8 protein-coding genes are annotated in these 12,954 nt (G+C 58.3%); 1 reads left to right on the forward strand and 7 read right to left on the reverse strand.

The genetic code is table 11. The annotated features are described in order from the left end of the window. The first annotated feature begins 86 nt into the window (after positions 1-86). Positions 87-803 (forward strand): substrate-binding periplasmic protein, encoded by a 717-nt coding sequence (locus ACN9MU_RS28015; protein WP_426343770.1) that lies wholly within the window; start codon positions 87-89, stop codon positions 801-803. A 263-nt stretch (positions 804-1,066) separates the two neighbouring features. On the opposite strand, the gene ACN9MU_RS28020 is transcribed toward ACN9MU_RS28015, so the two are convergent. The 7 genes from ACN9MU_RS28020 to ACN9MU_RS28050 form a co-directional block, all read right to left on the reverse strand. Continuing rightward, complete coding sequence (locus tag ACN9MU_RS28020; protein WP_426164880.1) at positions 1,067-1,291, reverse strand: hypothetical protein; 225 nt, start codon at positions 1,289-1,291, stop codon at positions 1,067-1,069. 413 nt (positions 1,292-1,704) lie between these two features. Beyond that, positions 1,705-3,882, reverse strand: a complete 2,178-nt coding sequence (locus ACN9MU_RS28025) for a S41 family peptidase (protein ID WP_426164882.1) — start codon at positions 3,880-3,882, stop codon at positions 1,705-1,707. Between the two features lie 56 nt (positions 3,883-3,938). Then, positions 3,939-5,129 (reverse strand): JmjC domain-containing protein, encoded by a 1,191-nt coding sequence (locus ACN9MU_RS28030; protein WP_426336419.1) that lies wholly within the window; start codon positions 5,127-5,129, stop codon positions 3,939-3,941. A gap of 33 nt (positions 5,130-5,162) precedes the next feature. Then, positions 5,163-7,295 (reverse strand): peptidase domain-containing ABC transporter, encoded by a 2,133-nt coding sequence (locus tag ACN9MU_RS28035; protein ID WP_426319270.1) that lies wholly within the window; start codon positions 7,293-7,295, stop codon positions 5,163-5,165. Positions 7,296-7,336: 41 nt separating this feature from the next. Further along, positions 7,337-8,602 (reverse strand): HlyD family secretion protein, encoded by a 1,266-nt coding sequence (locus tag ACN9MU_RS28040; protein ID WP_426343771.1) that lies wholly within the window; start codon positions 8,600-8,602, stop codon positions 7,337-7,339. Beyond that, on the reverse strand, positions 8,599-11,745 hold the full coding sequence (locus ACN9MU_RS28045; RefSeq protein ID WP_426164890.1) for a lantibiotic dehydratase: 3,147 nt from the start codon (positions 11,743-11,745) through the stop codon (positions 8,599-8,601). The genes ACN9MU_RS28040 and ACN9MU_RS28045 overlap by 4 nt, the downstream gene beginning before the upstream one ends. A 42-nt stretch (positions 11,746-11,787) precedes the next feature. Further along, on the reverse strand, positions 11,788-12,939 hold the full coding sequence (locus ACN9MU_RS28050) for a lanthionine synthetase LanC family protein (RefSeq protein WP_426343772.1): 1,152 nt from the start codon (positions 12,937-12,939) through the stop codon (positions 11,788-11,790). Positions 12,940-12,954 lie beyond the last annotated feature (15 nt).

The raw sequence follows: 12,954 nt of genomic DNA on the forward strand, positions 1-12,954 counted from the left end.
GGGTTCCTTCGTGTCAATTTGCGTGCCATCATTGCATACAATGCTGTACAACTCAATCCATGCGCTCGCCACCGCCAAGCATGAAAATGTTACGACTGCTCGTCCTCAGTTGCCTGCTGCTGTCCGCACCGTGCGCAGGGTGCGGCGAACTGGTCGTGCTGGTCGACCGGGCGGCCGACATGCCCATGGCCCGCATCGACAATGGCCGGCTGGCGGACGGCGTGCACAAGATGCTGGGACAGGCGCTGGCCCGCGGCACGGGGCGCGAGCTGCGCTTCCTGCTGCTGCCGCGCAAGCGCATTGCCAGGGCCTTGCAGCAGGGCGAGGCCGACATCCTGTGCGGCTATACGCCGGAATGGATCGAAGGAGACTATCTATGGACGGAGCCGGTGTTCACGGCGGAGGAAGTCCTGGTCACCGATGCCCGCCATCCGCAACCGCATTCCATCGCCGACCTGCGCGGACAGGCCATCGGCACCATCCTCGGCTACCAGCATCCTGAAATCGAAAAGATTCTCGGTGCCGGCTTTGTACGGGACGATTCGCCCAATATGGAAACCAATCTCGAGAAACTGGCGCGCGGCCGGGTGCACCATGTGCTGATCGCGCGCGCTGTCCTCGAATACCGGCAGCGCCTGCGGGCCTTTCCACTGAACCTGCACCCGCCCCTGACTGCGGCGAGCTTCACGACCCGCTGCGCGGTTTCACGCAAAGGCCATCTCAGCCTGGAAGAAGCCAATCGCGCGATCGCTGCCGCCGCCAGAGACGGCACGCTCGCGCGGATCCTGGCGCAGTTTCGTTAGGCGCCTGTCCGGCTTCACGTGTCGATGTTTTCAGCTCGTTTGGCAGCAGATAGGTATAGCTCTTTGGATCGAACATTTCCTTCCAGGTTTTCGTGCCCACCTGGATTCCTTCCTGCATGCCGGCCTTGCGTGTGATATACAGCGGTGTGAACGTCGAGTCGCTTACCGGGTCGGTGCGATAGGACCACTACAGTTGGTTGCAGCGGCGCGGAACGATGGCGTACTCCTCGTCCGCCTCCTCGCTCGACGCTTCCGGCGAACCCTCACCCTCGGCAGGCGCAGTCTTCTTTTCGTCCTTGTTTTTTCCCAGTCGGCATACGCGCTCTCGGTTTCCTTGCAGTTGCCGGCCCCAGGACCTGGAACGCTGCCGTGAACTCGGTCAGCACGACGATCTGTTCATTGCGCTGCGCCAGGACCACGTTGCTGGTGGTGGTGAAGTGTTCGCCCACGGCGGCTTCATTGGCGGTAGTCTTCAGCCCCCCCGGCATCGACGCTCAAGGCTTCGAACGAATCCTGGCCATCCTTCGATTCGATGGCGAGGCCGCTGGTGACCAGGTAGAGCTCATCGCCTCCTTGCCGTCGACTTTCTTTTGCTGTACGACCGTGATGGGGTAAGTTGCGTGGTTCATTTCGTCAACGTAGAGCCAGCCTTTCCGCGACTCCGAGTACTTGCCATAGTTGCGCCTCATGAGCTCGTCGATCGGAACGGCGATACCCTGCTTGCGGTCCGCGCTCAGCGCTTCGTGTCCACCTTCAATGAACCTGCAACGGGTAACAAACTGCTAATGTGACGGCCAGCAAAGCCGTGTACACCAGCGAAGCCATAAGCAATGAGCTGCGCAGTAGGTACCCCGCCCCCAATGAAGTTGCGCCACTTGAAACCAGTCTGTAGGCGAAACCATTATCTGCCGGATTTCAGAAATAGCAATGCACGCTCAAGCACTTCATCCTGTTGCGCCCGCAGTCCCGCAACAGTAGGGTGGACCGTGATATGAGGTTGAATACCTATTTGTTGCAAACGAGTGCCATTGGCGCGGGTGATTCCGATCCCAGAATAGCTTACAGTGACTTTGCCCGGAAGTGTCATGAGGCGAAGGTCGCCGTTCGTGCCAACGCTCGGGCTGCCAATAAAGGTGACAGGCGCCACCGACTCAAACAAGAGCGCGGCATGTTCCGCCTGGCTCATGGTTCGAGCATCGATCAGGACCACGACCGTACCGGAATAGATCGGGCCGTCGGCACGGCGAATTGGCTGCGGATGATACAGGCGGAAAGCTGTCGACGGTAACAGGCCACTGCCGAAAAACTGGTGTATCCCGGGGCCGCTGGCGGCGCCCTTGACGTTCAAGCGGGCGGCAATGGCCAACGCCGTACTGCGCGGATAACCCCGCAAGTCAAAGATTACGCCCGACGTATCCGCAATGAACGAGAACATGGCGGGGACCGCATCCGGTTCCAGGCGGTCGAGGTCCACATAGGCGATACGGCCTTCAAATCTTTGCAAGACGGGTGAGGATGCCCGTTGAATCGTCTCGGCGGTTACAGCTTTCCGGCCCAGCGTGGCTTCATACTCACCGCGCGCACCGAGTAGCTTCAGCCTGGCGACCGAAGCCGGCTGGCCTCGCAGCAAGGTGCCCAAAACGCCAAATTCAATGCCAGCCGCCGTGGCAGCTGAAGTCCGGGACGCAAGCATTGCCATTCGCGTTGAAATTGGCTGGTCATCGATTGCAATGAGCTCATCGCCGGCACGAATGAATTCTGCTTGATCGCCGCCAACGCTGTCTGCGGTGGCGATAACCTTTCCGTCGATCAATGCAAAGCGCAGGTCCAGGTCTCCCTTTCCATAAAAGGCATTCAGTGCCCGGCTCGATACCCAGACATGGTTGTCCCCCATCTGAATTGCCATCGTCTCCAAGGCTTGGGCGTACTCAAGGCTGTTGCTGACCATCGTCATTTGTTGCAGACACGTGGCCAAAGCGTCATTCCAGGCCTCGCCAAGTAACTCCCGATAAGGATATTGGCGATCTATCGTGGCCCACATTTTAATGGCGGCGAGAAGCCGTTGCTCCAGCGCGGGGAATTCGGCCTGATCAGCCTGGTGGTGCTGGCGTGCCATTATGGGCGCTGGATGCTGGGCGGGAGCAGGACGCCAATGGCCGTGATTTTTCAGCATTTGTATTGCCGCTTGCACGAGTGCCTTCTCGGCATTGCCGTCGCCTGCAGCGGAGATGACCTCATTGGGGCGAAAGCCGATGATTCCCTGAGTTGTCACCAATCTGGCGCGGCTAAACTGAACCGTTATATGTTCGCCGATATTCAGGTGCTGCAATGGCACCGCATATGCAGGCAAAATTCGTCCCACTGCAATAATTTGTGCCGCGCCCCTTGTTTGCAGGGCCACGGCAACCTTGGGAACCGGGAACAGATTGTCGACTATAAATACGATGGGTTTGCCGCGCTGCGAGGGCTGCGGCGTAACCGAGCGCATATTCATCGTCAGCAAGCCGCCGACAGCAGCGCCGTCGTCCGCCGTGCCGGATGGCAGCGCGTCAGCATAAAACCGGTATTGCTCAGTTGGCAAGGCCAGCGGCGCCGTGATGACGCGGGCTGCAAGCTGCTCCAGATAGGGAGCTTGGTTGGGAACTTGCCAGGATGTGCTACGCAGATCGATGACCAGACCGCGCACGTTTGGCAAATGCGCCAGAAATTTCGCCCAGTCCGCCGGCGACACCGGGCGGCCGCCATGCAGTCGCAGCAGGCAATAGCTAGCCGGCAACTCTTGCCACAGAGCTTGGCCCGACGGGAGGGCGAGCGGCCGGCTCTCGCTCTTATCCCAGATGCGCAACGCAGAATCATGCAATGGTTGCATCAGCCGCTCGATGGCAAGCATGCGCGCGCCGTCATCCTGCGCAGCGAGCATTGCCGGCAACGCATCGACCAGCGCCTGATCCCAGTCGACTGTCCCGTCACCCAAGGCTGGATGAAGGTATTGCACATCGCGCCAGATGCGCGCCATGTCCGGCAGGTCGGCCTGTGCAGCGACAGCCGCTGTAGGCAGGCAAATTAACAGGCTGGCCAAGCAAAGCAAGCTGGCCCACCTGCGCCGAATACCTTGCCGCAAGCTCATCCATGACATCATGGTTGGGCTTGCGCTACGGCATGCGTCAACGGCGCGCGCGCGTGTTTGCCAATGATGTCGCGCAGCAGCAAGTCGTTAAGTGTCCACAGCAAGGCTTCGTGTTTAATGGCAGGATGTGCAGCCTGCAGCGCCTGGAAGCTGATCGGCTGTGTGGCATTTGCAATGGATTCCGTGACCGCCTGGCCATGCGGCGTGCGTAAGGAAGCGCGGCCATTGATCGTGCGCGCCTTGAAAATGGCGCGACCATCGAAGCGCGAGTGCAGGATGAAGCGACTCTGTTCCAGCTCGTCGTAAGCGTCTGCCCGGAAGGGACGTGCAATGTCGAAAGCACTTGCCGTGCGCTCGTTGCGGACCAGCTGCGTTTGGTAAGCCGAGAAGGTCTCGTCACTAAATAGGACTTCCAACAGCGTCTCCTTTGCCGCAGCGATGATGTGCCGCGATTGCTCATTCGCGTGAATTGAGTGTCGGCACGAAAAATGGTCGGGCAATACGTTCTTGGCCACCCATTCCACGTAGTTCGCGACGACTGGTGGGTGAACGCCGATGGCAACGTGGAATGTCTCTTCCCGCAATGGTATTGCAGTGTGCCACCATCCGCGCGGAATATAAAGGATATCGCCTGCTTCCAGTATCTCATCGAAGAAGGGAGTAGCGGGGCAATCGGCTTTATGGTGCAGGCTGGTTTGACCAGGCAGTGGCAGGGAGAACGTGGGTTCATAAACAAGCCACCGCTTGCGTCCGATCAACTGTACTGCAAACACGTCGTGCGTGTCCCAATGGTTGCCAAACGTCTCCTTGTCACCAAAAGAAATATAGCCGTTTGCCGCTGCGGGCGCGCCGGTGAATCGGGCGACCTGATTGCACAGATCGCGAATGGGTACGGATACCCCTTCCATCCGGTTGTAAATGATCGAGGCACCGTCTTCCAGCAACTTGGCCAGTTCGGCTTTGATGATGCGTTTGCGAACCACGCCGAGGTCGGAACAAAGTTCCGTATATTTCGCTTCATCGATGAACCCCCCCTTGTGCACGCGCAGATTGGCATCGGTGTTCTCACCGACAAACAGGGCGCGATCCACTTCGTCCCAGCCGACAGCAAGCGCGGCGTAACCGCCACGCTGAATAAAGGGACGCTTTTCGTGCAGTTCGTCAAAGAAGGTCTGTTTCGATATTCCAAAGTCCAGCATGAGTACTTCTCCAATTGTCGTATAGGAATGCAGTCAAGCACTGCGTAGATGGCTGGCAGGCTGATCGTTCGCGACCCGGCCGTGCTCAATGGTCAGAATCCGGTCTGCGGAGGCGATGGTCTCAAGCCGGTGCGCGATAATAATGCGCGTTATCCGCAGCGCACTGATGGCAGCGTTCACCTGCTTTTCGCGTGGTACATCAAGGTGGCTGGTAGCTTCGTCCAGGAACAATATTTGAGGACGCTTGTACAAGGCACGCGCCAAAAGGATGCGCTGCTTCTGCCCGCCAGATAACACCGTACCCATATCGCCAACCAAGGTATTGAATCCCATCGGCATAGCCCGGATATCGTCCAGTACGGAGGCGGTCGCGGCACACTGCTCAACCCATAGCGGATCGGCATCGGCGTCAAAGAAACTGATATTGTCCTGAATCGAGCCAGCAAACAGGACGTCATCCTGCAGTACGGTACCGACCATCGAGCGAAATGCATTGACGCCGAGCTGCCGTATATCGGTGCCGCCAATGGTAATGCTTCCTTCGTGGGGCGGACGAATTCCCAACAGGACAGATAGCAGAGTACTCTTGCCGCAGCCCGATGCGCCGACGATGGCCAGCGACTCTCCTGCTGCCAATTCGAAGCTAACGCCGTTCAACACCCATGGTTCCTGTTCGCCATACCGGAATCGTAAGCCGGCCACCCGTAACGATGGCGCCGTGCGGTCGGTGGCGCCAGCCATATGTTCGGGCCCATTTTCTTCGGGTGCCGTCAATACAATATCGCCCAGCCGTTCGCTCTGCAATTGAAGCATTTTGAATTCCATCGTCTTATCGATAAGGGAGGCGGTACGATTGATAAACTGCGTCTTGTACGCCATGAAGGCGAGCAGAATGCCTACGCTGAAACGGCCCTCCATGACGAACAGCGCGCCGAGGCCAGTCAGCAGCAGGTTTTCGAGACCAAAGCCAAGACCATTCACCACACGGAAATACAGATTCAGTTTTTGCAGCCGAAGATTGGCGTTGATCTGGTCGGAGGACAGCGCCAGCCAGGCTGCGCGCCGCTGTTCTTGCTTGGAAAACAGTTTGATCGCCTTGACTCCCCGCACCGTTTCCAGGAAATGTGTGTGTTGCTTGGCACCGCAGTTAATTTCCCTCTCGCTGGCGGCACGGGTAGGGTAATACCATGCCCACCGCAGCAGTGCGTATAAGGCAACCACGGCGATGCTGACCGCAGTCATGGCAGGACTGTAGTAGCACATCAGCATTAGTGTCACCAATGCCATCGTGCCATCAAGCAGCGCTTCCAGGAATGAGGTAGTGATCGTGCGCTGAATCTGGTTGACAGCGTCGAACCTTGAAATGACATCGCCCAGGGTGCGCTTCTCAAAGTACGGCATGGGCAGCCGGACCAGGTGGGAGAAGATATTCGATCGCCACTGCAGGCTGATCGACGTGGACATATAGATCAGCATCCAGCTACGCGCCGTACTGATACCGGTCTCCAGCAACAACAGCAATGCAAAAGCTGGTACGAGGACGTAGAGCAGCGGCTTGTCGTTGGATGGAATAACCGAGTCGACAATCCAACCCGTAAAGAATGGGCTGATCAACGATAAGACTTCCAGGGCCGCGGCCAGGAGCAGGATTTGGCCAGCGGCACGGCCGAATCCACGCGTCGTGCCTATCAGTTCACGGAACCGGACCCGAGGCGTTTCGACTCGTGGCTGGAACTCCGGCTTGGGCCAAAGCTCCAGGGCGACCCCGGTAAATGATCGCGACACCTCGGCAAAGGTCAGCTTTCGCTCGCCAAACGACGGATCCTGGACTGTAATGCCGCGCTGATCGACCTTGGTCAGTACCACGAAGTGATTGAAATTCCAGTGCAGGATGCACGGCAACTGCAACTGGTCCATGTCTTCCAGCTCCAGGCGCAATGGGCGTGACCCCAACCCCATTTTTTCCGCAATATGAATCAGTTGGCCAAGGGATGCTCCTTTTAAGGAGATGGCGAAACGTGCTCGCATTTCCGCCAAATCGACGCGGTGCTGGTAATAGGAGAGCACCATGGTCAAACAGGCCAGTCCACATTCCGCAGCCTCAATTTGAAGAACCAGTGGGACGTTTCGCCCACGGGCGAATAGCATTTTTTCAAAGGACTGCATTATTTGCGATTTTTCGGAAGCGAAGAGGAGGATGAAGCTGCTTAAGGCTTAGTGGCGCCGACCAGTGCATTGAGCTCGCGGAATGGCATGAACATCCATTGGTAGAGACTACGCGTTTCTGACAACACGTCGGCCTGCAAGTTCATCCCGGCCGGAAGCTTGCGCATCTGGCCTGCGACCTGAATATCCTGCTGGTCCAGTTCAACGATGATTTCATACTGAGGCGTGCCAATGCCGCCGTTTGCCGCGCTCACCGCAGTGCCGACGACGGCCGGGGCCTGAGTGACTGAAACAACGTTGCCGCCAGCTTGACCAAAGTGCTGATAGGGATAGGCGTCATAGCGCAGGAGCACGCGCGCATTGGGACGGACGAAACCGATGGCATTGCTAGGGGCGTACAAGCGCGCCTGCATCCGGGAAGCTTGCGGCAGCAAGCTTGCAAGTGTACTGCCTGCCCCCACGGCCTGGCCTGTATCCGCCAGGATCGCCGTGGCGACGCCGTCGCGTGGTGCGACTATGAGTTCGGTGAGCTGCAATTCATTTTCACTGAGTTCCTGCTTGTTCGACGATAGCTGGCGGCGCAACGCTTCCGCGTCACTGGCATGGCGCAGCCGTGCTGTGGCCAAGTCATCTTGTCGTTCGTTGATATTTCGCTCGACTTCCAAACGCTCGCGTTGCAGTGCAGCCAGGCGATTCCTGTGCTCAAGCAGTTCAGACTGCTTTTGCTTGAAAGATTCGTCGGAGAAATAGCCGCGCTCATGCAGGTCCTGGAATCGTTGGTGGCTCCCCTGCTCCAGCGTCAACAGCTTGCTTTGGCTGGCAAGTTGCTCATCCAGCTTTGCCAGTTCCTCTCGCAGGGTACGCAAGTGCAGTACCGTGCGACGCTCCTGATCCTGCAAATACTCGGCCTTGAGACTCAGTTCGTGCTGGAGCGAATCTGACCGCGACTGCAGTTCGTGTGCAGCGGTCTGGCGTGTAGGGGCCAGTGCACCATTTTGACGTTCGCTGGAGATGACATACATGATCTGCCCGGCCCGCAGGGTATCTCCTTCGGCAAAGCGGCGCTCAAGCACAACGCCGGCCTGGTTGGCCGCCACCTGGATAAGACCGCCAACCGGGACAAGTTTGCCGGACACCGTTGTCCGGCGCGTATACGTGCCCAGCGAGAGCAGCAAGACCAGCCCCACCAGCACGCAGGCAACCAAGGCGGACACGAGACGTGCCGAGGGCGGTTGAATTACGATAATTTCGCCAAGCCATTTTGGGCGGCGGGCGGCATAGGCTTCCCGCCTGAAAAGCTCACTCATGCGGCGACTTTCCTTGTGTTGGCGCGTTGCCGGCCCAATGCCGTGCGATAAATGCGTTCCAGTGCATCGTAGGCGATGACTTCATACGAGCGCGGATGCTGGCTGAACAAACGTATACAGCACATATGCAGATGGCTCTGCACGATCTCATCTGCCAACGGCTGCACCGTGCTCAACAACGCGCGACGTCGTTCCAGTCCGCTGGCGGCAGCCAAACGATAATTCGCGTCCCATCCCTTGGCGTCGGCGGTATCGTCGAGGATGCAGTTCAATTGGCTGGCATGCGTGCGGAAATTTTTTCCCAGCAAATCGCGCTGATAGGAGCTCACGCTGAACTCGGCGCGGTATTTGTTTGCCATTGTGGCTACGATGCGGTGACGAGCCTCGATAGAGTAGCCCAGGTCGGCCAACAGGGTGTTGCAGGACCAGACGGCAGCATGACAGCGCTCTTCTTCTCCTTGTCCGGCGATGCCCAGCAAAGCGATGGCAATATCGCTGTCGGCGCAGAACAGTTGCTCGCTCAGTCCCATCAGTTGTGCACCGCCATAACGGATCAACTCGCGCTCATACTGGGCGAAATGGTAATGGCGAATGCGCTGCTTTTCATGCAGCGAATCGAGAACTTTGGTAACTTCGCGCACAAGCGGTCCTAACTCGGGGCTCAGGAATCGAAGCCGCAAGTGATGGTTCGGATCGGCGTAGCGGATAAAGAACCAGTCGCTGGCCAGTCCGGCGCCGCGCAGACGGCGCACCAAGGGTTCGATCACGTCCAGCAGCAGCGCGTCGACCTCGGTGGGAGCAAGATATATTTTGGCATACAGAACTTCGTGCATGGCCACGAGGGGCAGATCGCATTGATCCAGCTTTCGTACCTTACCATGTGACACTGCCGCTGGGACGGCATCCGGTCCAAAGGGCAGCAGCACCTCGTGCCTTGTCAGCAGCGGCGCACCGTTCGCGGGCGCTGCCTGCGAAACGACTTCGCGCAGCACGAGCCGGCGGCTCTTCCGGTATATGCGATAGAGCTGTTCCATATCCAACTCATCGGTGCGGTCCAGCAGCAACGTGTTGTCGAACTCTTTTAGTTCGGTCAGTGCCGGGAGACCGCGTTGTGCAAGGTAAGTTGCAAACGCCCGCCTGTTCTCCTGCTCGGACAGTGCCTTGTCAGGTACGAAATCCCCGGTTTGGATCAACCAACGGGCCGGCGCAAGGATAATATTGGCATATTCCAGACGTGGAAGATAAGGATAGCTCCTGAAGAAATTGCTCCATCCAAAATGCGCGAAATACGCTGGATGCAACTCAAGGCTACGCAGGAGAGAGTAGGCCTTGACATTGCCAAAATGCTCGCTGTTATGAGCGGACGACATATGCGGAATCACCCGTTTGCCGTGCCGACGCGAGTACAGCTGCACCTCGCCGCCGACCACGGTCACAAGCAGGTCGTTCAACGGAATTTCGTTGTCGCTACCGCGCAGATCCCCTTCAACCAGATTGATGCGGTAGGGCCAGATGTCGGCCCGAGACATCACATTGTTGAGTTTGCCATATGGCATGTAACAAATTTCCGCATGCAGGACTTCGGGATCGTTTTGCTCCGTTGTCCTTGCCATATCGCGCAGAGCATTGCCGATTGCCGGATCGCCATAAGCGAAGCGGCCGGTCCAAGCCCCCAGGCTGGAATTGGAAATACCCTGCAGCCAGGTACGCGTACCCTCGGCTGTTGGGGGCAGCACGGTCATGATCGCAAACAGGCTATCCGGGAACTTCCTGCCGCGGCGTTTGAATGTCCGCACTTCTTCCGGCGTAATGCGCAATACAGTATTGCTGCCAACGGGAGCGGCCAGCAACTTCCCGACCAAGAACTTGTCAAATTCACGCAGAGTGTCTTGCGCATTGCCGTTATGGCCACTCCCCTTCGTGAGGCCAAATTTTCGTAGCAAGTCGCAATTGTAGGGATCGCTCCCGGCCCCAAACAATTCTTCATCGTCCAGCAGTTCAGTCAGTGGCACGACGCTCTCGCCGTAGCGGTGCGAAAATGCCTGGGCCAAGTTGTTGAAGGACGCTTCCTCTTCGCAGAAGCGAGAAATCAGCAGACCTAAATCCGCCAGCAGCTCGTCGCAATACTGCCTGGACAGACTGAACGCTGCATCCGGACGGAAACAATCGACTCTTACTTGCGGTGCTTTCGGCGCTGGTTCGCAAAGTGCGGCCAATTCTGCTCCTATGCGCTGGTATTGAGCCATGGGGAAGGCCTGGACGTCGGTCAGAACGTCCAATTCGTCCGCCGCCCGCAACAAGGCTCGGCCAGCGGCGCTTGCGGGAGAAGCCAACAGTGCAGCTGCCAGTGCACGGGCAGGATCCGGGGCCAGCAGGTCGATTGTTAATGCTGGCAGTAATAGCCGGGCTTCGATGAGGTCGCCAATCAGGACCTCAAGGACTGCGTTCGGCACCTGCGGGAATTTGCCGGCGACGCGTTCGCACACCTGTTGCGGCAGCAATGGGGCTGCGTCGCAAAGTGCCAAAATTGCTTCCACTACCGGGTGCCGATCAACCTGGGCCAGTTGGTAATTCCGTCCGCCGGTGGAGGTGCTGGACCAATCCGTATATTTCAGGAACTCGCCGCTGACATATGCCGAGCGATTTGCGAGGTAGGGAAGTTGTTCGCGGTGCCGGATCACCATCTGGTCGCAAAGAATTTGTAGAAAGCCGGCATCGACGCGGGCGCGCCGTACGCCGCTGCCATCGCCTTCCAACTGAGCGGGGCCATGATAGCCATCACTAGTGATGCGACCGATGGCTACGGTGGAAAACATCCCAAAAGGGGTCGACCGCAGGCACATGCGGTTCAGGTAGCGCTCGAACGTCAGGAGAAGCTTGCGGCTGTCCGCTCGCGCGCTATCCCAATCGGATGACTGAAGCCGATGGTGCAGCTCGCCGCTTGCCAAGTAGATCGCTTCACTTACCGGGGCGCGAGCGAACAGTTCACGCGCCGCGCCCATGCGCTTGGTCCAAAGAAGCTCGGCTGGATCGGCAGCGCCAACTGCAGTATTGTGCCGATATTCCAGCCAGACTTTGGCAGGCAGAAATGGCGCGCGCAAAATAAAGAAATCGCGATGGGTGAAGCGGAGATCAGTGGTCATGAGTGTCAAAGTTTGCGGTACAGGGCATATGGCCAGCGTTAATCAGAAACCGAATGTCAGGCAAACATCCCAATGGTGGCGCCCGCGCGAATGTCGATCTTCCATTGCCAGCAATACGCCGCAGCTGCCTTCAAGCAGGCCTGGCTGCAGGGCATAGTGATCCCGGCCATCACCTAGCAAGTCCAGACGCGTGCGAAGGAACTCGGCGTAGCGCGGAGCCGGCGCGGCGGCATTCAGTTTGTGTACCATATGTAGGGCTCCCCCATGTCCGTGGCAGAGTGTGTTGTCACTGAAGCCGAACGATGCCTCAGGTTGCGCAAGGCGCGACAGGACAATTTCGTGGGCTTGCGAGGCCAGGGCCGGTTGCACGAGGGCCGTCGCGGCGCCGTGCAATGCAAATCCTGCACTCAGGTCGCCATAGCACCAGCCCAAACGGCTGGCTTGCGACAACTTCTGGCTCGTGTAATAACTGTAGCGACTGCCTTTCACTGGGTCCGACTGATACTCCAGCAGCGCAGCAACTGCCTCCTGCAGCAAGCCAGGAGTCGCGCTGGTGCCCAGGCCGTGATAGTGAGCACCTGCCAGCAGCAGCACTACGCCGGGCAAGCCGTGAGCGATGCCCAGGTCGGTATGGCCATTCGCGCGCGCGGACGCGGGGGCCAGCGGGCCTAGGTGTATGGGTTGAGTGTGCCAGGTACGGCCTGCGGTAGTCCTTGTAGACATCGCCACCAGGCTCGCCTCGACGATTGCATAAAGGTTACGGGCAGCTTCAAGGTTAGTGCGCATCAGTGCATATGCACCAATACCTGCGACGCCAGAAATGAGATCGAAATGTAAGGTGGTGGCCCGGCTCCTGATGTAATCGCCGAGCTGGGCATCCATTTCGTCAACAAAATCTGCTACTGCGGCTGGTAGTATTTCCGGTGCGCTGGCGCGGACGAATTCGAACGCATACAGGATGCCTACCAGGCCGGACCACAGGTTGACCTCCAATGGGTGTTTTTGAATTGCATTGATTAGCGCTTGCAGTAGCTGCTCCAGCCTCGCGCGCCGCTCGGCTGTCGGGTGGACCGCGTAGCGCTCGGTTTGCATGAGCAGCCCGCCGGCCAGCCCACCGGACAAGTATGGATAATTAGGGTTGCCCATCAATTGCGTCAGGTTCTGGCGTTCAGTTTGATCGTGCGCGGCAAACATGTTGGTCACTTCAAC

It is taken from the genome of Pseudoduganella sp. R-32 (genome assembly GCF_049913245.1).
Taxonomy (GTDB): Bacteria; Pseudomonadota; Gammaproteobacteria; order Burkholderiales; family Burkholderiaceae_D; genus Rugamonas.

Coding starts and splice junctions, on each gene's coding strand:
- ACN9MU_RS28015 (WP_426343770.1), top strand. CDS start 87: ATGTTACGACTGCTCGTCCTCAGTTGCCTGCTGCTGTCCGCACCGTGC.
- ACN9MU_RS28020 (WP_426164880.1), bottom strand. CDS start 1,291: ATGCCGGGGGGGCTGAAGACTACCGCCAATGAAGCCGCCGTGGGCGAA.
- ACN9MU_RS28030 (WP_426336419.1), bottom strand. CDS start 5,129: ATGCTGGACTTTGGAATATCGAAACAGACCTTCTTTGACGAACTGCAC.
- ACN9MU_RS28035 (WP_426319270.1), bottom strand. CDS start 7,295: ATGCAGTCCTTTGAAAAAATGCTATTCGCCCGTGGGCGAAACGTCCCA.
- ACN9MU_RS28040 (WP_426343771.1), bottom strand. CDS start 8,602: ATGAGTGAGCTTTTCAGGCGGGAAGCCTATGCCGCCCGCCGCCCAAAA.
- ACN9MU_RS28045 (WP_426164890.1), bottom strand. CDS start 11,745: ATGACCACTGATCTCCGCTTCACCCATCGCGATTTCTTTATTTTGCGC.
- ACN9MU_RS28050 (WP_426343772.1), bottom strand. CDS start 12,939: ATGTTTGCCGCGCACGATCAAACTGAACGCCAGAACCTGACGCAATTG.